At 42.0% G+C, this 20722-nt stretch carries 19 protein-coding genes; 13 read left to right on the top strand and 6 right to left on the bottom strand.

Annotation, left to right across the window (positions count from 1 at the left end; all coding sequences use genetic code 11):
- Positions 1-25: 25 nt before the first annotated feature.
- Positions 26-1699 carry a hypothetical protein gene (locus H6G28_RS29025; protein WP_190676140.1) on the bottom strand — a complete coding sequence of 558 codons (1674 nt, stop codon included), beginning with the start codon at positions 1697-1699 and terminating at the stop codon, positions 26-28.
- Between the two features lie 260 nt (positions 1700-1959).
- Between H6G28_RS29025 and H6G28_RS29030 the strand changes: the two genes are divergently transcribed.
- The 5 genes from H6G28_RS29030 (at position 1960) to H6G28_RS29050 (ending at position 4139) form a co-directional block, all read left to right on the top strand.
- Positions 1960-2277 carry a hypothetical protein gene (locus tag H6G28_RS29030; protein WP_190676142.1) on the top strand — a complete coding sequence of 106 codons (318 nt, stop codon included), beginning with the start codon at positions 1960-1962 and terminating at the stop codon, positions 2275-2277.
- Between the two features lie 107 nt (positions 2278-2384).
- Positions 2385-2963, top strand: a complete 579-nt coding sequence (locus H6G28_RS29035) for a hypothetical protein (RefSeq protein ID WP_190676144.1) — start codon at positions 2385-2387, stop codon at positions 2961-2963.
- Between the two features lie 77 nt (positions 2964-3040).
- Entirely contained in the window at positions 3041-3340 is a 300-nt protein-coding gene (locus H6G28_RS29040) for a hypothetical protein (protein WP_190676146.1), read from the top strand.
- 45 nt (positions 3341-3385) lie between these two features.
- Positions 3386-3913, top strand: coding sequence for a hypothetical protein (locus H6G28_RS29045; protein ID WP_190676148.1), 528 nt, complete (start codon positions 3386-3388; stop codon positions 3911-3913).
- Between the two features lie 79 nt (positions 3914-3992).
- Positions 3993-4139, top strand: coding sequence for a hypothetical protein (locus H6G28_RS29050; RefSeq protein ID WP_190676150.1), 147 nt, complete (start codon positions 3993-3995; stop codon positions 4137-4139).
- Here H6G28_RS29050 and H6G28_RS29055 read toward each other — a convergent pair.
- On the bottom strand, positions 4125-5186 hold the full coding sequence (locus H6G28_RS29055; RefSeq protein WP_190676151.1) for an IS630 family transposase: 1062 nt from the start codon (positions 5184-5186) through the stop codon (positions 4125-4127). The genes H6G28_RS29050 and H6G28_RS29055 overlap by 15 nt on opposite strands.
- Before the next feature lie 496 nt (positions 5187-5682).
- Here H6G28_RS29055 and H6G28_RS29060 point away from each other — a divergent pair, with 496 nt between their 5' ends.
- A complete protein-coding gene (locus tag H6G28_RS29060) occupies positions 5683-6534 on the top strand; it encodes an Rpn/YhgA-type helix-turn-helix domain-containing protein (RefSeq protein WP_190676153.1) in 852 nt (283 codons plus the stop codon).
- A gap of 26 nt (positions 6535-6560) precedes the next feature.
- On the opposite strand, the gene H6G28_RS37510 is transcribed toward H6G28_RS29060, so the two are convergent.
- Positions 6561-6695, bottom strand: a complete 135-nt coding sequence (locus tag H6G28_RS37510) for a hypothetical protein (protein ID WP_277877390.1) — start codon at positions 6693-6695, stop codon at positions 6561-6563.
- Here H6G28_RS37510 and H6G28_RS29065 point away from each other — a divergent pair.
- Positions 6658-12249 (top strand): RHS repeat-associated core domain-containing protein, encoded by a 5592-nt coding sequence (locus tag H6G28_RS29065; RefSeq protein WP_397330341.1) that lies wholly within the window; start codon positions 6658-6660, stop codon positions 12247-12249. The two genes, H6G28_RS37510 and H6G28_RS29065, sit on opposite strands and share 38 nt — an antisense overlap.
- Before the next feature lie 3 nt (positions 12250-12252).
- On the top strand, positions 12253-13317 hold the full coding sequence (locus tag H6G28_RS29070; RefSeq protein ID WP_190594503.1) for an ankyrin repeat domain-containing protein: 1065 nt from the start codon (positions 12253-12255) through the stop codon (positions 13315-13317).
- Positions 13318-13467: 150 nt separating this feature from the next.
- Here the strand turns inward: H6G28_RS29070 and H6G28_RS29075 are convergent, their stop codons facing one another.
- The 3 genes from H6G28_RS29075 to H6G28_RS29085 form a co-directional block, all read right to left on the bottom strand.
- Positions 13468-14529: a hypothetical protein gene (locus H6G28_RS29075; RefSeq protein ID WP_190676157.1), complete on the bottom strand. Its 1062-nt coding sequence runs from the start codon at positions 14527-14529 to the stop codon at positions 13468-13470.
- 16 nt (positions 14530-14545) lie between these two features.
- Entirely contained in the window at positions 14546-15304 is a 759-nt protein-coding gene (locus H6G28_RS37050) for a hypothetical protein (RefSeq protein ID WP_242049380.1), read from the bottom strand.
- 96 nt (positions 15305-15400) lie between these two features.
- A complete protein-coding gene (locus H6G28_RS29085; protein WP_190676159.1) occupies positions 15401-17002 on the bottom strand; it encodes a hypothetical protein in 1602 nt (533 codons plus the stop codon).
- Between the two features lie 220 nt (positions 17003-17222).
- Between H6G28_RS29085 and H6G28_RS29090 the strand changes: the two genes are divergently transcribed.
- The 5 genes from H6G28_RS29090 (at position 17223) to H6G28_RS29110 (ending at position 20714) form a co-directional block, all read left to right on the top strand.
- The gene (locus tag H6G28_RS29090; RefSeq protein WP_190676161.1) at positions 17223-17558 is read left to right on the top strand and encodes a helix-turn-helix domain-containing protein; all 336 of its coding nucleotides are present in this window, start codon (positions 17223-17225) and stop codon (positions 17556-17558) included.
- 109 nt (positions 17559-17667) lie between these two features.
- Positions 17668-18369, top strand: coding sequence for a hypothetical protein (locus H6G28_RS29095; protein ID WP_190676164.1), 702 nt, complete (start codon positions 17668-17670; stop codon positions 18367-18369).
- A gap of 77 nt (positions 18370-18446) precedes the next feature.
- Positions 18447-19046, top strand: coding sequence for a hypothetical protein (locus H6G28_RS29100; RefSeq protein WP_190676166.1), 600 nt, complete (start codon positions 18447-18449; stop codon positions 19044-19046).
- A gap of 81 nt (positions 19047-19127) precedes the next feature.
- Positions 19128-19517 carry a helix-turn-helix domain-containing protein gene (locus H6G28_RS29105; RefSeq protein WP_190676168.1) on the top strand — a complete coding sequence of 130 codons (390 nt, stop codon included), beginning with the start codon at positions 19128-19130 and terminating at the stop codon, positions 19515-19517.
- 345 nt (positions 19518-19862) lie between these two features.
- Positions 19863-20714: an Rpn/YhgA-type helix-turn-helix domain-containing protein gene (locus H6G28_RS29110; protein WP_190676170.1), complete on the top strand. Its 852-nt coding sequence runs from the start codon at positions 19863-19865 to the stop codon at positions 20712-20714.
- Positions 20715-20722 lie beyond the last annotated feature (8 nt).

The following is a 20722-nucleotide window of genomic DNA, read 5'->3' on the forward strand; positions in this document are numbered from 1 at the left end:
TTTGGTTGTAGAGAGCGAGTTCTATTTACTGGTTCTCGTCTTGCCAGAACCGCAACTCGTCCTTGAAATAGCGGTCAGTCTTCTTGGGCTTGTCTCGCCAGTGATCCCAAGCCACCCAAACCTCATCCCCCATGTCTTCGATGACTTCACCCTTGGCGTTATACAAAGCGCAGTAGATATCCGCATGGGCAACGATGGAACCCAGCCCAATCACTTCAGCATCAGAAGAACCAGATTCGGCAGGGACTTCTTCAGGAACCATTGGTTCCGTAATTTGAGAGGATGCGGTTTTCTCAAGGGCAGTGATTAAGTCAACTTCTTTGGGTGTTAACTCCGCCCAGTAGTCAGCTTTGATAACCTCATATTCCTGTGCCACTTCTAAATAGTCCCACCAGCTACACCCAGGTTTGGACAACACAGCCCGGATGTCGCTTACGGCTTGGGGAATGAGTTGCAATTGTTCAGCCCGATATGCGATCGCTTGCGGGGTTGGCTCACTGCCGAGGATGATTGCAGCAGCTTCCAATGCTTGGGTGTTGTTCATGGCACTGGCCAGATTACCCAAAGCAATACCCATCAACCGTAAGCACTCTTGGGCATTCTCCTTTGGTGGTTCCTGTGCCAGCGATCGCAGGTCAATAGTCTTGTCTAAGGCTTGTTTGACTTGTTTATTGAGAGCCTTGGTTGCCTGTTTGGTAAGAGTATGCCCCCATTCCTGAGCAGGGCGTTCTTCTACAGCACGTTCCAATTCCTGAATACGTTTTTGTAATCGCTGGTTCTCCAGTTCTAACTGCCTCAATCCTTCCAACTCAAACAATCGTTGCTGTAGCTGGATATTTTCTTCCTTTTGTTGCTGAAACAGGTTTTGTAAAGCGGTCAGTTGTTCTTTTACCTGTTCTTCTGCCAATTCAGCAGCTTCCGTTTGCAAACCAATTCTCAAATCCTGTTCCAGTCGTTCTAATTCCTGCTGATGCTGATGTTTGAGTGCGGCGATCGCTTCGGCGTACTCTTTGGGGTAGGTTCTTTCGGTGGGGAATGACTCAATTGCGTTATTACTCAAATCCGCATTGTTGACCAGTTCCCTGCTGCCATCCTCAAAGGTAACAATCTGCTGTCTTTGATTGGGTGGATCGGCTGAGATGGTTCCTGATTCTCCGTGTCTTGGATGATTTGGTGACGTAATCGTGACTGTGTTGGTTTGAAGAACCAGTGGTTCCTGAATTTCTGGTTCTTCAATTTTAGGAACCAATGGTTCGGTGATTTTCTGGCGTGGCAGACGAGGAACCACTTTATTTGCAGCTGCCGCAAAGTCTGATTCGCTTGGTGAAGGATTATCTTCCAGTGCGATCGCAACAGCAGCCTTGAGTTTTTCTGGTTCCTTAACTAGCCTTAGCAGCGAACGGGCTTGACGCTCGTTTTTGATGTGTTCGCCCAATTCATCAGCTGCATCAATTACTTTTTTCGCTCCCAGAAGTTGGTTGATTCTCCGGTAGCCACCCCAAGCAGATAATTCGGCTTGGCAGTATTCCTCAAAACTTTGATAGCCAGCTTCACGGTAAAGCTGTTTATCACGCATCTGCAATATTTCGTCCACCGCCTGCCACTCGAAGCGGTCAATGGACGTAAACGTTTCTTTTATGCTGGTATTGAGAATGCCGTACGAAGTGGCTGATATTTTTTCTTCTTCCAGTGTCAGCATAAACCTTGCCCACTAAAGAATTAAGCATCGAGCAATTTTGTTAACAAAATCGTCAAAACGCTTGCCAGCACTCTTATTTACCAAGATTGTTTGTCTACTCTTACTAGCAGTTGTATGGCATCATAAAATTACGCATCATGATTTAAAAATCTTTGACGCGCCTGGCAATGTAAACAATAAGGGCGATCGCTTCGATAAAGATTAGTGGAGGCGGTCGCTTTTGTTGTCTAGTACCTATAGAATATAAAATCTGTTAGATTATGGCAAGTGCTGGTAGACAAATAATCATTATGTTGGATACAAAATACGTTGCTTCTATTTACTGGGATAAAGAGCTAGGTGAACGCCTGAAAGCATTACGTGGCACTCATTCTGTCCGATCAATTTCTGAAAAAACCGCAGAGCTTGGAGAGCGCATCTCTCATCAATATATTCATATGCTTGAAGACCCTGAAAGATACGATAATTCAGCTTCTACGGTTTCTTTCCCCAAAATTTATGTTCTCCTCAAAGCGTTAAACAGCAGTATCGAAGAATTTTTTAGTACAGCAATAACAATTGTGTCTATTGCCCCTTGACATTTGTCTACTGTCATTAGACAATAGAGTTATCAAAACAAAAGACGACCGCCCGTCCTGAGAAAACTAAGCGTTCGCCTTCTGTCCCTAAAAAGGAGAACTCTATTATGAACCAGTTCACATATTCAACGCAAGCACCCAAAAGCTTCAACTGCAACACAATAGACGAGCAAACCGCAGCACAGGCAGAATTTTACAACCATCTCGAAACGCAAGCCCAAACCATAGCCCCAACCGCAGATCCGCTAACATCTCGTGACCGCCGCATCATTGCCGAGATTATCCAAGTAGAACCCGAAACCATCCGCACCATCTGGATAGAAGCCGGAATCACCGTATGGGTGCAATTGGTGAATGGTGGACGACTACCCTTCGACCGCAACTGGTTCGCCAAAAGAGTTGCAGAAGTTAAAGCAACCCTACCCGAAACACCACGCGAACGCAACGATCGCCTGAGCGAAGAATTAGAAACAGCTTGTCAAAAATACGGCTTGACTCACGGAGAGATTGACTGGCTTTCCTTCAGCACCACCCTATATTTCAACAACCGACGAGTGGGTTTTATAGGATACAACCGCACAGATCAATGGTACAGCCGACAAAGACCATTGGGGGGCAGCCGCACAACTGACAGTATTGATGAGGCGATTGCTCTATTGGGAATCAGACAACCTGTAGCCGCATAGTACCGACAGTAGAAAAGCGGTCGCATCTTTAGAGAGCGATCACTACCTCACTACAATAAATGCAAATTACAGCAAATATGTCATTTATTCAAGATCCTAACTGGGGTGATTGCTGCGAACCAATACTTTTACCCCCGACTCATCCAAACGCAGAGTTAGTCGAAATCCCAGGCTACACGCTGGTTTACTGTTCCGGTGCTTGCCCCAAAATCTACCGTGTTTACAAAGGTGAATCAATGCTGGGTTTGGTGTTTCAACACCTCACGCATTGGACAAACGAAGTAAACGAGAAACAGTACGCCAAACCGTTAAACGCAGCAGTAGCACTCGATGATTCGGCTGCAAGTATGGCTGAGGACAAAACTATCGCAGCGTAATTAAGTTTTTCAATCTCAACAAATAACCATTCACTAATTAAAACAATGCAACAAACAATCTCAATTCCCCAGGATTGGCAGTACCCTCGCTTTGGCTTTGGGCAAAGGACAGAAATCGGTGTGATTATCGGACTCAAATATTACGCCGAAGACACATATTTAGCTGACGAATATGGTGCGGGTTGGCGTTATATTCTGTTGCTCGATAAGCACGGTGAAGATGAAGAACATCGTACTGAAGACGAAATTAAACTACTTTCACCGCAGGAATTAAAAACAACGTTAGAGGCAGAAATCCAGAATCATCAGCGTCAAATTCAATCACTAAAACATCAATTAGATGCTATTCCTGTAATTGTTTTAGCTGCTAACTCTACGGTTGGAAAAACCACTCAAGCAAGTTATCCATCTCTGCACGATTTAGTTAATGGTGCAAAGTTCCTCATTCAAGAAATTGCCAAACACCCCGATTACTTAACACTTGAGTATCAACCCGACCTGACTATCAGTGATGCTGACACTGCGCTTTCTTATCTGGAAGTAGAACTTGAGCCTCCAGGAAATAGCAAATGAACTCTGTGGTGGCGATTCAATTACAAATCGCAACTAAAAATATTAGTCCTATTTTGATAAATTTTTTGGAGGTTTACTAATGTGTACTAAATGGGCAGAAAAAGAGCTAGGAACTCTCGAAGAAATGGCAGAGATGTACACCCCAGAACAAATAGTTTTTCGGCTAAAAAGACGCGGTTATTATCGCACAGTATCAGCCGTTAATACCAATTCACGAAAAGCCTGATACAAATAAAGCATCCAAAATAAATCCATAACCTGTAATAGAAGCAACAATTGATGTAGTTAACTGGTCAAGACGTTGACGGATAACTGCTCTTAATTCATCTAAATTATCAAAACATTCCCAACTCAAATTCTTTTTAATTTCTTGCCATAGTCGCTCAATTGGATTGACTTGTGGCGTATGTGCTGGTTGAAATAACAAAATTATGTTGGCTGGCACTTTCAGATATTGACTCAAATGAAAAGCACCATTATCTAGTTGAATAATATGTATATCGTCAGGATAACTATCTGCGAATTTTTCTAAATATATATTAAAACAATCAGTATTTAAATGCGAGAATTCCCAAATCAAAAATTCTCCACTTAATGGTTCTACTAACCCATATAAATAGAAATTTTCTCTTCTCCATTGCATTAGTCCTAGTGGTTTTATTCCTGTGAGTGTAATTAACCTTCCTACTTCTGTTTTTAATCCTAACCGACTTTCATCTCCACACCAGTATCGTATTTTTCGACTGTGTTCACTCGCCGCAATAAAGTGTTTTTTAATGGTTTCCAGAGTCTGTGGTAGTTTTTTTTTAAACTCTTCTTCCGCTTCTGCATCATGTTTTATCCCCACTGGTCTTGGCACTTTTAGCTTTGCTTTCATTTGATAATGCACAGTGTCATGTACCACTTTGTATGAAACTTCTATCCCCTCCACAGCTTCTAAATGTCTCCGAATTTCTTCATAACTTTTGAATCCTTCTGGTTGCTCTAGTTCCTTTTCTAATTTCTCTCTGACTTCTTTTGTTATAATTGGTGGTCTTCCTGTGCTTTTTCTTTCTAATAATAGATTACTGATTCCACCTTCTCTATATAATCTTAACCACCTCTGTAGCGTAATTCTTTTCCTTGCCAATATTTTGACCAATTCTGCTATGCTTTTTACTTGTTTACTTTTTAATAGATATAACGCTTGCACTCTTTCTTTTCCTGATGCTGTTTTTTGTTCACTCAGCATTTTATACAATTCTTCTTCTGATTCTTTTATCTCTAATTTCATACACCCTGGCGAACCTGTTCGTTTTTAACTTATTCTTTTCCGTATATCACACTTTCCGTGAATTGGTATAAGAATAAATTGTATTCTTTGGGGTATTCTATACGTCCGATTTTAGATAATTACAGTTGTAGTGAGATTGCAAAAAATCTTTGCTTACACCCGACTACTGTTACTTATTGGGTCAGACAAGGTTGGTTAAAAGCTAAAAAGCGTTGTACCAGTTGTTATCAAGTCAAAAGTCGGGATTTGAAGCAGTTTTTTAAGAACCCGCCTGCGTCAATTAGAAAACACATTGCAGCGATAGATCCGCAGGTTGTAAAGTATTTGGCGGGGTAGTTATCTCACAGAGAAAGGCACAATAATTAGAACAAGGCGATTCCAAAAGTGAGTCGCCACATTTTTAATTTTATCTAATATAATAACTTAATTTACTATTAATTAATCAAGGTATAATACTGGCATAATTGCTATTAATGTTTCAGATGACAAACAAATTATGATTGACCATGACAGACTATTCAAAGAATTATTATCTACCTTTTTTGTGGAATTTCTCGATTTATTTTTACCACAAATTTCCAGCCAGATAGACCGTGATTCAATTCAGTTTTTACCCCAGGAAGTGTTGACTGATGTCACTTCTGGAGAAAAAAAGGAAATTGATTTACTGGCGCAAGTGCGTTACCAAGGACAAGAAACTTGTTTTTTAATCCATGTCGAAAATCAGTCTTACACCAAGAAAGAATTTGCCAAGCGGATGTTTAAGTATTTTGCTCGACTGCACGAAAAATATGATTTACCAATTTATCCAGTGGTGATTTTTTCTTTTGATGAACCATTACGTCCTGAACCTCAACACTATCGCGTTACATTTGGCGATTTCAATGTGTTGGAATTTCAGTTTGCTGCTATTCAACTCAATCGTTTAAGCTGGCGGGATTTTCTAACTCAACCAAATCCAGTAGCCGCAGCATTGATGTCGAAAATGAATATTCCCAAACAAGAGCGTCCGCAGGTAAAAGCAGAATGTTTGCGATTGCTGGCAACGTTAAGATTAGACCCAGCCCGAATGCAATTAATTTCTGGGTTTGTGGATACATATCTGCGTCTGGATGCAGCCGAGGAACAAGCTTTTCAAGCGGCTATCGATACAATGGGGTTAACACAGCAGGAGGAAATTATGGAAATTGTTACTAGTTGGGAAGAAAAAGCTGCCCAAAAAACAAAAAGAGAGATTGCTGCGAATTTACTACGTGAGGGGATCGCAACTGAGACAATTGTGCGAGTCACAGGGTTAACGCCAGAGCAAGTGCAGGAATTACTCTCACAGCTAACTCAAGAGAATTGATATCAACCACGCTCCCAGCATCACGTCTACTCCCGTGTATGTGGCAAATGTTGGTAGTGCTTACCAGTATCAGGTGCAAGCCAAGCAACTGACCCGGACGTAGGCGATCGCCTAACGTACCAACTGCTTTCCGTTCCTGCTGGGGTAACTGGTATTACCATTGATGCGACTACTGGGTTATTGACCTGGAGTAATCCAGTGGCTGGTAACTACAGGATTGTGGTTGGGGCTGTAGATGATGGTGGATTGGGTGCGGCACAAGGGTTCAACTTGACTGCACGAGCTAACAATGCGCCTGTGATTCGCTCAAATCCTGTGCTAACTGCTACCCCTGGTAGTGCTTATGCTTATGACATCATTGCGGCGGATGTGGATGGTGATCGCTTAACCTACACCCTCGACCAAGCATCCCGTGACAAAGGCATAACTTTAGATACACTGGGCAGACTGCGCTGGAATCCGACTACTAGCAATGTTGGCACTCACCGCATTGTGGTATCTGTCAGCGATGGCATTACGTCTACGCCGCAGCAGTATGACCTTGTGGTGGCGGCTGATGATGTAGCACCACAAGTCAGGCTGATAGCTAATTATGACACGGTTAATCAAGGTGAGACAGTCATCTTCCAAGCCAGAGCTACTGACAACATAAAGGTTGCTGGCTTGCAGTTGCTTGTTAACGGTAATGCGGTTGTGCTTGATGCTAACGGTATGGCGAGGGTGGCAGCTAGTGAATTAAAAGACTTGAACGCCGTTGCGATCGCCACTGATACGGCTGGTAATACTAGCCAAGCAACATTCGATGTAATTGTCCGCAATCCTGATAGTGTCAACCCTCCTGAAGTTAGCCTTAACCTTGGTGCGATCGCTGGTAGTCTAATCACTGCACCTGTCAATATTGTTGGTACTATCAACGATGACGATCTCAAGTATTACACCCTGGAAGTCGCGCCTGTTGCTGGTGGGGAGTTCAAAGAAATTTTCCGAGGTACAACTACAGTCAATAACAATGTACTAGGCAAATTTGACCCGTCTTTGCTGCAAAATGACTCGTACATCCTGCGTTTAACTGCCTATGACCAAGGTAATAATGCCAGCACGGTTGAGGAGGTTGTTGATGTTGCTGGCGAGTTGAAACTTGGTAACTTTAGGCTGTCGTTTACGGATTTGACTGTGCCTGTAACGGGGATACCGATCACGTTGACACGCACGTATGACACCCTCACTTCGGGTATCACTGATGACTTCGGGTATGGGTGGCGGATGGAGTTCAGAGATACCGACCTGCGAACTTCTCTGCGTCCGCCAAGTGAGGAGGATGCGTTGATTGGCTACCAGTCGGCGTTTAAGGATGGAACACGGGTTTATATTACTTTACCTGGAGGAAAAAGGGAGGCGTTTTCGTTCCGTCCTACTGTTGACCCGATATTCGGTTTGGCAAGTGCGATTGGGGGTGTTAACACTACAGTTTACAAACCTGCTTTTGTTGGTGACAAAGGGGTGACAAGTACCCTCACTGTGAAGAGTGCGCGGATTCTGCGGAAGGATGGGACGGATGAGTATATTGGCTTGAACGGTGGTATCAATTACAATCCGGCAGATATCAATTTCGGTAATGTGTACGTGCTAACGACCAAGGAAGGGGTTGTTTACGAAATTGACGCGCAGACTGGGGATTTACTCACTGTAACAGATACAAATGGCAACAAGCTGACTTATACGGATGATGGTATCTACAGTTCTGCCGGGAAACAAGTAACCTTTGAGCGCGATGCACAGGGGCGGATTGCTACGGTCAAAGACCCGATGGGTGAGTTAATCAGATATGAGTATAACGCGAACGGGGATTTGGTAAGTGTTAAGGATCAAGAACAATTTGAGACTCGCTTTGTTTACGACACTACCCAAGCACATTATTTGAAAGAAATCATCGACCCATTAAACCGTACTGGTGCAAAAGTTGAGTACGGTGATGATGGTAGGCTGAAGAAAACACTAAATGCCACAGGTAATTCTGTAGAGATTGACTACGACCCTGCAAACTCGCTGCAAACAGTTAAGGATGTGTTAGGACATCCTACCACTTATGAATATGACACCAGAGGTAATGTTGTACGGGTTGTTGACGCACTGGGTAATCAAACCCGCATGGTATATGACGACAATAACAACCTGTTGCAAGTAACAGATGCTAATAATCTTGTTACTAAGTATGAGTACGACGACAAAGGCAACCTGAAGTCACGTACAGAGCAGTATTGTGGTTGTGCCACTGTCACCCCTGGAACTTCATACTACACATACGACAAGTACGGCAACATGACATCGTTAGTGACACCAACTGGTGCTTCCATGACGATGAAGTATGACAGCTATGGTCAAATGCTATCGATGAAGGATGGCAAAGGAAACCTGATTCAGTCGTTCAGTTATTATGCCAATGGCTTAGTCAGAAGTGAAACAGACTCCACTGGTACAACAATCTACGAATATGACGAAGAAGGTAATGTAATTCAAACTACCGACCCGGATGGCAGCATTACAACAATGGAGTATTACGCCAATGGTAAGCTGAAGCGGATGGTGGAAGATAATGGAACTCCTGATGACACCAGTGATGATGAGATTTTTACTTTTGAGTACGATAAGCTGGGACGAGAGAAATTTGCTGACTACGGTAATGGCATCTGGGTGAAATACGATTATGAAGGTGTTGGTAGTGATTGGACTAAACTGGAAGCTCCCACCATCGGTAAAATCGAGCGCAAATTAACTGCTGATGGTAAATTAGCGGGGTGGGTGACAGCTGATGGTGGTACGCCGACGTTCAAGTACGATCTAGCTGGGCGTTTGTGGAGAGAAACTGATGCCAGTGGTAATGATGTTACTGAATATGGGTATGATGCCGCCGGAAGAGTAACCAGCGTCAAAGATTTGCAAACTGGCGCAATCACTACCAAAAAATATGATGCAGGTGGTCGGGTAATTGAAGAAGTCGATACCCTGAAGGTGTTTACTCGGTACAATTACAACTCTCGCACAGGTCGTCTAGATTCCACCGAAAGCGGTAAATATTTAACTAATGCTTCAGGTAATCTCATTCTTGATGCCAATAATAATCCCATAGTTGACACAACTGTGGAAATACGGACTTACCGCTATGAATACAACGGTTTGCAAACAACGGTAATTGACCCATTGGAACGTAGAACAACAACTGTCTCTGATGATTATTACTTGCCGAAAGAAACAATTTACCAATTACGTGATGGCAGTAAATTTAGCGAGAAAACGGAATATCTCTATGCCAATAATCTGCAAGAAGCCAAAGATTATCCCACTAGAGTAGTTGATATCGGTGGCAATGACCGTGTATTTGAGTACGATACTCAAGGTCGCTTGAAGACAGCAACTGATTTGGGCAATGGCAAATACATTTACGACTATGGTGATGATGGGTTAGCGAAGATTACTTCCCCAACAGGTGAAACTTTACAGTATGACTATGATGCACTAGGTAATTTGGCAAAAGTTACTTATGGCGATAATGCGTTCAAACAGATGACTTACAATACCGTAGATAATCGTCTAGAAACCGTAACATTGCCAAGTGGAGAAACCATAACTTACGATTATGATGAGGCTGGGCGGTTAAAATCGCAAACTTCGTCTACTAATGGTAGTGTTAGCTTCACTTACACTGCTGAGGGTGCAGTCAAGACAATGACTGATTCTACTGGCACAACGACTTATCGCTATGACAGCAGTAAGCGTCTTGAAGGGATTGATTCTCCTAACGGTAGCAGTATTAGCTACACTTACGACATTGTGGGGCGCATCAAAACACTAACAGAAAAAGGTTCTGCTACTGCAACAGCGTACACGACTGAATATGACTACGATGCTTTTGGCAATCTTAGCTGGATAAAAGACCCTGCTGGTGGCATCACTAGAATGAAGTACGATATCGTGAACCGTTTGCAAGAAAGAACACTGCCTAATGGTGTGAAGACAACTTATGAATACGATGACCTTGATAGAATAAAATCTATTGCTCACACAAACGCACAAGGTCAGGTATTGGCATCTGTAACTTATGAACGTGAAGGTATTGGCGAACCCAGCAAGATAACCCGTGAAGATAATTCCTATGTGCTATTGGAGTATGATTCAGCACTGCGGGTTGAAAAGGAATCTTACTACAATGCTGCTGGGCAATTGCTGAATGAAACTACCTATACTTATGATGCCTCTGGTAAGCGACAAGTACAATCAACAAGCACAGGCGATCGCACATTTAATTACACAACAGGCTATCAGTTAGATACTGTAACTGAAGCAGGCGAAACCGAAAACTACGATTATGACGCTAATGGTCGGTTAACGCTGATTGAGCGTAATGGTAAAGTCCTTGATTTAAACCACGATACTTACGACCGCTTAACTACTGTTGAAAATGAAACAACTGGTGAAACAACACAGTATGTTTATGATGGTGCTGGTAACAGGGTTAAAGCAGTCGAAAGGACGCAAGAACGTAGATTCTTGGTAGCACCTGCGATGGGCGGTAGCTTACAATCTACTGACCTCATCACTGATGGTAGCGGTAATCTCATCAGTAACTACATTTACGGTGGCGGTAGCAGTCCCTTCATGCGGTTAGATGCTAACGGCAATGCTGTGTACTACCTCACCGATGCAATGGGTAGTGTAATAGGATTGGCTGACGGTAGTGGTGCAAGTTCAGGTAAGTTTCTGTATGATGCGTTTGGGGATATTCTCTCGCAGGTAGGTGGTACAGATAGTAATGCGGGTGGTGATTTTAGGTTCCAAGGGCAGTGGTTAGAATCTGAGAGTGGGTTGTATCACTTTAGGGCGAGAGATTATGATCCTGCAACAGGCTTATTCTTGAGCCGTGACCCAGTGGATATTATGGAGATGGAGCCGGAGAGTTTTAATCCCTATCAATTTGTGTATAACAATCCCTACATATATAGCGATCCAACAGGGATGTTTACTATTACTGAGGCTAATGTTACTAATGCCATTAATAAAATTTTAGAATCCATAGAAACAAATACTAAATATCAATTCCAAGAGGGAATTAAGGATAAAATAAAAGAGATTTCTACTGAAATCTTGACCAGTTTTATTAAAACAGTTACTCCCTTTAATTTTCAGCCATTCATTAATCCAAAGGGTGATGTTGGTTTTGTACTTGAAGATTTATTATTGGGTTCTGTACGTCAATTATTACAAGATGTTCCTTTTCTTGATAAATTATATGTTGCAGTAGGAATTAATGACGCAGGGGAACCAAAATATAAAGGATTTAACATTAATGATAATATTGATTTGAATGCAAAGAAACCAACAAGCTTCTCTTATCCTGACTTTATTTTTAAAGAGGGTGAACCTGTAGATACAGATAAAAATCCTCCAGCATATCTAATTGGAGATATTAAATTTGATGCTGGACAAATAAAAGTACAGAATGATACTCAGTTAAAAAGGATTTTAACATATACAAAATATCCTGGTGTAGGTAGTGGAAGTCTTAAGGCAGTCGCAAGAACTGGTGGAGGCCATACTTATGCTCCATTTGCCTTGTATTTAAGTGTAAAAAAATTGACGGAAGATGAAGAAAACCATTATGAGAAATATGCTTTGAAGAATTTCGGTGTTGTTTTATCTCTACTTGATTTTGGTTTATAGAATATGCTGTTAGATTCTCTTTTACTGTTAAATGCTGTACAGTCGAACGATATTCAAAGAGTTAAAGAGCTAGTATCGAATTATCAAATAACTCCTGACAATGCTTATCAATCTCTGATTGAAGCAGTAGATAAAGAACTTTTAGAAATCGTTAGACTCTTTGTCAAAGCAGGATTAGATGTAAACTTTGAGTTGTTGGATGGTATACCTCTTGAGCGTGCTGTTATGACAGGAAATTTACCTATAGTAAAAGTACTACTTGAAGGTGGTGCAGACGTAAATTATCCATTGAAATCTGATGATAATTACACACCACTATTTTCTGCTGCTTGTAATGGAAATATAGATATGGTCAAACTATTAGTTGAAGCTGGTGCGGATGTTAATTGTCTGTGGAGTGGAAATTATGCTCTACAAGGAGCCGCAGAAGGTGGTCATGAAGAAGTCTATAATTACTTATATTCATTGACCAACCCTGAATTGAGAGAGGGGACAAGAGAACGTTTATTAGTTGGTATACGTATAAAGTCAAGAGAACAGTTAGCTAATCCACAAATTAATGTTCTTACTGATGCAGTTGATAACGACAACCTATGCCAAGTTAAGGAAATTATTGCTAGAGGAGCAGATATTAACGCTCCTAATACAGATGGGTTAACTGCTCTTATTACAGCATCTGCTAAAAGTAGATTATCAATATTAAAAGAATTATTAGTATTAGGTGCTAATCCAAATATTGGAGATGATGATGGTAAAACTCCATTAATGTATGCTGTTGGAGAAAGTAATAATAGAATTCATATTTGCATAAATTTAATTCAGGCTGGAGCAAATATTAATGTTCAAGATAATTATGGAAGGACAGCCTTAATGGAAGCAGCAAATATTGGCAGTCCTAGCTGTGTTCAATTATTGATTGAAATGAACGCTGACATTAATATCAAAGATTGCGAGGGAAAAAGTGCTTTAGATTACGCTTTGCTTCATTCTCAAGACAATTATTTTTGGGCTGCCAATGTCAACTATCCTGCTGTTGTTGAAATTCTTCAGCAGGCAGGAAATATATGATAAAGCTGCTGTTAGGGAACAAATAAGATTAATATATCATTAAAGTAAGCGTCATTCAGAAAAACAGCAGATCACTACTCATTCCAATTTTCCAATTCCCTACTAACGCAACCAATTTGCAATTGCGGAAACTTTACCAGGTTCCTTGTGTTATAACTCCCCCACCGGACACCGCCGCATCATCTCCTGCAACACCACCGCCTCACCATCCGCCGTATACACAACCTCCCCTGACATCGCAATCACAATTCTCTCCCGCCTCGCCCACTCAAACCATTCTTTTACAGCAGATTGAACCTGCGTGGATTCCGGTTTCCGCCCCTCCTTGCAAGCAGCTACAAACACAGCTTCCGGTGACTTAACCCCTTTCCAATTTCGTAACGCTTCTTTGAGATAGGCGATCGCGCCCGGAACATTTTCCCAATACCGCTTGACTGTGCGCTGAATCTCTCCGTTTAACCGGAAGTGTAGTGTACAGGGGATTTCTCGTAGCTGCTGCAATACATCCTGAACCTCCTGCTGACTGGGCTGTACTGACTTTTCTTGTGGTTCAGTGTAATCATCATCACTAGAGTCTCTTGATTGAAAATTTGACGCAACCGAGGCTGCGGAAGAATGACCCTCATGAGTATCTATCTCGTTAGTCGAGTCATCTTGTTCTGGTTCATCAACGAAGTGAGTAATTTGGGGTAACTCTGATTCCTGGTCACATTCCAAAATCTCGGTTTTCACTTCCTCAGTTTTTTCAAGCTCAACAGCAGTGTGTTGTTGTGAAGCGAACTCTTGAGAAGGGAACTCTTTGATATGATCTGCTGGGAGTGAGCAGATCGATATGTCCAAATTGCTCACATCGATCTGCTGATTTTGACAAATGCGATTCCATAGGGCTTGTACGTTCTCGACGTTAACTGTGAACCAGTTGGCTTGATACCATGTCTTCTCACTGTGACGACACACATCAATCAACTTAAAATTATCCCTTAAGTTGGCGATCGCTCGTCTAATGGCTGATATGGTGAGGAATGGCAGTGTTTTACCCCAATCAGTGAGGGTCTTCCAAAACCAACGCCTGCCATCACCCTTGATGTGTTTGGATATTTGACAAAAGTAATGAATCTGCTGGAGTATTACTGCTTCTTCTAAACCAATCTCGGAGGCCAGTAGCGGCGGAACTAACAGAGGGGATTCGGGGGTGATTAATTTACTGGTCATATATTTTACTCAATATTTAAAATGGCATATTTTTTTGGTCTTCTTCTGGAGCTTGTGACCAAAATTCGCGGAGTGCTTGGAGTTTCGCTGCCTGTAGTCGCTGTTTCTCTTCGGGCGACACTTCCCCAACTAATTGCTGTAATTCAGCCTGTTGTCGTTGCTTCAGCTGCTCAGTAGTTAAAGCTGGTAAAGCCAGAGGCTCATTTTTGGCGGATGGACGAAAACCACGACGACGGTACAAAAACCGGAAATGGCGTTTGTCTTGCGGGGGGAGCGATCGCCATATTTCGGAATCCCAGCCGGGGGGTATAAAGTCAGATGATGGGGGCAGTAGCGTTTGGACTTGCGCTTGTAATTGGGCGAAATTTTGTTGTAGTTCCTGAATTTGTTGTTGCAGTTGAGGAATTAGCTTGACTGATTCTTTGGCAATTACTTCACATTGCAGAAAGTATTTGCGGATCTGTCTACCTTGTTCACTCTTCGAGAGCATCCCCATTTCTTTGAAGCATTCGGTTGTCAAATAAATTTTTTCGACTGGTCTACCTGCTTTTGAATTTTCCTCAGAAGTGATGAAAACTTTATATGGTAAAGCTTCTAGAGATTCATCTTGGAGTTGTACGAAATAATCGAAATTTCGTTCAAAGTAACTACTCAACATTCTTTTGGCATTGCTCTTGGTGCTATACCCCAGCACAGACCAAGCCCAATCAAAATCTATAATCTGGTTGCTGTTGTGCAAATTTTGAGCCAGTTCAAGCGTAAATTCTGGTGTCATAATTTTTAGTGGTTGTTGATATTTGGCGCATGAAAATATCAGCAGCAGTTGAGCTATGCTGCATCCAGTTTTTTGGTTGTAGAGAGTGAGTTCTATTTACTGGTTGTGTTCATGCCAGAAGCGCAGTTCATCCTTGAAATAGCGGTCTGTCTTCTTGGGCTGGTCTTTCCAATGCTCCCAAGCCACCCACACTTCATCCCCCAGGTCTTCGATGACTTCACCTCTGGCGTTATACAAAGCACAGTAGGGGTCAGAGTGAGCAACAATAGAACCATTACCAATACTTGGGGGTTGTCCAGATTTCTCCAAAGCAGTGATTAGCTCGGTTTCTTGCGGTGTCAATTCCGCCCAGTAGTCCTGTTTGATAACCTCATACTCAGTAGCCACTTCCAGATAATCCCACCAACTACACCCAGGTTTGGCCAGCACACGTCGAATATCGCTAACTGCTTGGGGTAATAATTGCAATTGTTCGGCTCGATATGCGATCGCAGATGGTGTTGGTTCACTGCCCAAAAGCACAGCCGCAGCTTGCAAAGCTTGGGTATTGTTCATTGCGCTAGCGAGATTCCCCAAAGCTATACCCATGAGCCGTAAGCATTCTTGGGCATTTTCTTTGGGTGGTTCAACAGCCAGCGATCGCAGGTCAATGGTTCGGTCGAGCGATCGCTTGACTTCTTTATTCAGTGCCTTGGTAGCCTGTTTGGTTAGAGTATTACCCCACTCTTGAGCAGGTCTTTGTTGTACAGCGTTCTCTAACTCCTGAATCCGTTGTTGTAGTCGCTGGTTTTCAAGCTCCAACTGCCTTAGCCCCTCCATCTCGTCTAGCCGTTGCTGCAATTGGATGTTATGCTCCTTCTGCTGTTGAAACAGTTTCTGCACAGAGGAAAGTTGTTCTTGTACTCGTGCTTCTGCGATGGCTGTGGCTTCTGAGAGTAGGCCAATCCTCAAGTCCTGCTCCAGCCGTTCTAATTCCTGCTGGTGTTGCTGCTTTAGTTGTGTGATCGCATCAGCATATTCTTTGGGGTAAGTTCTTTCATTGCTAAATGACACAATTGCGTCATTACTGAAGTTAGTCAAATCATCATTGTTCACCAACAGCCTCTCACCATCAGCAAATGTGACAATCTGCTGGGTGGGGTTTGGTGGTTCTGACTCAATTACTCCCTCTTCTCCACATCTAGGGTGAGATTGTGATGAAACCCTAACCGAATGACACAATTGCGTTTTTGAATCTTCGGCTGTAGTATCGTTCTCAGCAGGATTTACGACCTTTGGCACAACCTTTTGTACTGCTTTGGCAAAGTCTGCGGCGGTAGGGAAGGGTTTTTCTTTGGCTGCGATCGCAACGGCTTCATGCAATTTGTCGGGAGTTTTGACCAGTTTTAGTAAGGGTCGGGTTTGAGAGGGTTTAGTGATTTTGTCCTTTAGTTCGTCGGGAAGAGAATCAACTACTTTCTTAGCAGTGAGTAAATCTCTAACCCTTCGGTATCCTCCGTATTTGGTCAACTCTTCATTACAGTAACTCTCAAAACTCTTATACCCAGCATCTTTGTAATAGGAGTTATTGCACATCAAGCACAATTCTTCTATCGCTTGCCACTCAAAGCGGTCAATGGCGGCGAATGTTTCTTGAATGCTGGTGTTGAGAGTGCTGTAGCTGGGTACTAATGTTTGTTTGCGGTCTAGTGTCAGCATGGCATTACCTAAATACCAAAAATTGGTTAATGCAAATGAAAACTGCCGTACTATCAGCAACCACCTTCGATTCCCCTTAAAAAAGGGAATTATTTTTTGCCATCATCTCCTTAAAATAAATTGACAACCCAATTTGACGGCTGAAATGCTCTTGCCGTCTATGAATTCCTGTATAACTGAGCTGGTTAGTTGAACTCGTAGTACAAAAATATATTGCCACATGACAACTGAAAGTGCAAATATAAAAGTAAAAAATACAAAGGAGGTAATTATGGTTCCCCTGGATTGGGTTGTTATGCTTGCATGGAATAAAGAATGTGGGAATAACTTAAGATCATTGCGTGGCAAGAAGTCTAGACGCGAAATTGCAGATGCACTTTTTAGCCAGCAGGTAGAATGCTCTCAAGAATACATCAGAAAGCTGGAAAATGGCGAAGCTGCCTCTGTTTCCACAAAAATTATCACAGCAATCGCTAAAACCCTTGGTGTAGAACTGATTGAAATTATGTCTGAGTTGCGTGTTGAAGTTACAAAAAATATTTGCACTACTAGTTGAATTTTGTACTCTGAGTTGTTATTATAGATATATCAAAACAAAAGACGACCGCACCAGTCTCGCAAACTCAGCGATCGCCTTTCTACCTTTTATCAAAGGAATATCTATTATGACCTACACAACCGATACACAGCAAGCACCCATAAGCTTCAACCGCACCCCAATAGATGAGCAAGCCGCAGCACAGGCAGAGTTATACAGCCATCTCGAAGCACAAACACAAGCTGTAGCTCCCGAAGAATACACCAGCATTGAAATCAGTTTTTACGATCACGAAATCTACTTCAATGGTCAACTGATAGCCAAAATCACCTACGACAGCAACGATTTTGTCACTCAACCTTGGCTTGTATTGGTCAACGGTAAAGAAGAATTCAGAGCTAATGCTTGGGCAAAGTGCTACCGCTACATCTGCACACATCACAAAAATGGTTCTTTACCTGTACAAGAACCAGAAACCCCAGTCACTACAACTGGTAACGAAATTATGGTACAGATTGCTCAGGCTTGTGAAAACTTTGGTCTTGAGTTGCTTGACGATGGAATTTACAGAGGCGACGAGAAATTAGGCGAAGCAGGTTGCACAGATGGCCAATGGTGGTTTATCAGAGCATCTGAAGGCAATCAGGAACAGGTCTTGTGTGATTCGGAAATGGATGCTGTCTACTGGCTGTCAATGGTGGATAGCGTAACTCTTCCTGAAATCGATGATTACGACCATTTGCTAGACCTGCCATTTGACCAACTGACGAGTGTGCAATGGGAACGGCTACAGGAGTATGAGTCAATGCTAGAGCTAGTCGCTGCGTAAATCAACATTCAGGAATCAGAAGCGAATATTCTTCTGATTCCTAATTTTTTCTCTTCATTTATTAACCAATTAGAACAATGGAAGCAACAATATCAATTCCCCAGGGTTGGCAATACCCCAGATTTGCTTTTGGGCAACGGACGGAACGGGGTCAAATCATTGGCATGAAGTATTACGCCCAAAATACTTTTCTAGCTGACGAATATGGTGCAGGTTGGCGTTATGTTCTACTGCCTAACAAGAATACTGAAGATGAACAAACTCGGCTTGAGGATGAAATAAAACTGCTCTCACCAGAGGAATTAAAGGCAGTTTTAGAGGCAGAAATCAGCAACCACTTGCGCCAAGTTAAATTGCTGAAACACGAATTAAAAGCAGTTGGTATGAGTGTTGTGTCAACTGAATCTACTACCCAAACACAGGCAAATAATCAGATAGAGCATCAGTCTTCAATATCTCCTCCAGAATTACACAAATTGATTGATGCGGCAAAATTTGTCATCAGAGAAATTGCAAAACACTCTGATTTCCAACAACTAGATTATCACCCCGACCTGACTATTGGTGATGCTCAAAGTGCGCTTTCTTATTTGCAAATGGAACTGGAATTAAAGCAACAGCCTGCCAGTATCGAAAACAGAAGCATAGACATCATTCCAAGTGCAGAATCAGCTTAATTAAACCCACTAAAGGCGATTCACCTTTGGATTGCCAAACACAACATTAATGCTGTTTTTATATGTTTTGGAGGTTTATTTATGAGCAGAAAATGGACTCCCCAAGAGATAGAAACTTTAGAAGAAATGGCAGAATCTTACACGCCAAAACAAATAGCATTTCGCTTGAAAAGACGAGGGTACAATCGTAGTCTCGAAGGAATCAGGAAAAAGCTTCATTCGCTAGGTTACTCTGTACGTCCTACCCTTGATAACTACAGTTGTAATGAAGTCGCTAAAGTATTGCAGGTAGATTCTGGTACTGTTGCTGCTTGGGTAAAGCGTGGCTGGCTCAAAGCTATCAAACCATCTGTGCATCAATACCAAATTAAAAGCCGAGATTTGAAGCGATTCCTTCAAAATCCTCCCCGCAGAATTAGAAATCTAATTGCATCTTTGGATCAACAAGCTATTAGGTATTTGGTGGGTTAATTATATTACAGACAAAAACATTAATTAGAAAAAGGCGATTCCAAGATTGAGTCGCTATTTTTTATTTTATCGAACAGAATTCAGGAGTCAGGAGTCAGAATTCAGTATGAATTCTACACGAGTTGTGGATGAAAAAGCGGGTTTAAGACCCCAGCTAAATTAAAAATTTAGCAGTCTACAATTAGTGGCGGGTCTGAATCCCACACTAATAACATTCTGACTTCTGACTTCTGACTTCTGACTTCTGACTTCTGACTTCTTCTTCAACTAATATAAAAACTTAATTTACCCTTGATTAAGGTATAGTATTTGCATAGTTGCTATGAATAACTTAGACAATAAATTATGATTGACCATGACAGATTATTCAAAGAATTATTATCTACCTTTTTTGTGGAATTTCTCGATTTATTTTTACCGCAAGTATCTAGTCAAATAGACCGAGATTCCATTCAGTTTTTACCCCAAGAAGTGTTTACCGATGTTACCTCTGGCGAAAAGAAAGAAATTGATTTACTGGCGCAAGTGCGTTACCAAGGGCAGAAAACTTGTTTTTTAATTCATGTCGAGAATCAATCTTATACTGAAAAAATCTTTGCAAAGCGGATGTTTAAGTATTTTGCTCGGCTGCATGAGAAATACGACTTACCAATTTATCCAGTGGTAATTTTTTCTTTTGATGAACCAAAGCGTGCAGAACCGCAAATTTATCGCGTGGCGTTTCCAGACTTAAATGTACTAGAATTTCAATTTGCAGCCATTCAATTAAACCGTTTAAGCTGGCGGGATTTTCTCACTCAACCTAATCCAGTAGCCGCAGCATTGATGTCGAAAATGAATATTCCCAAACAAGAGCGTCCGCAGGTAAAAGCAGAATGTTTGCGATTGCTGGCAACCTTAAAATTAGACCCAGCCCGAATGCAATTGATTTCTGGGTTTGTGGATACTTATTTGCGTCTGGATGCAGTCGAAGAGCAAGTTTTTCAAGCGGCTATCGATACAATGGGGTTAACACAGCAGGAGGAAATTATGGAAATTGTTACTAGTTGGGAAGAAAAAGCTGCCCAAAAAACAAAAAAAGAGATTGCTGCGAATTTACTACGTGAGGGGATCGCAACTGAGACAATTGTGCGAGTCACAGGGTTAACGCCAGAGCAAGTGCAGGAATTACTCTCACAGCTAACTCAAGAGAATTGATATCAATC

The organism is Nostoc sp. FACHB-190 (assembly GCF_014696905.1).
Classification (GTDB): Bacteria; Cyanobacteriota; Cyanobacteriia; order Cyanobacteriales; family Nostocaceae; genus Nostoc_B.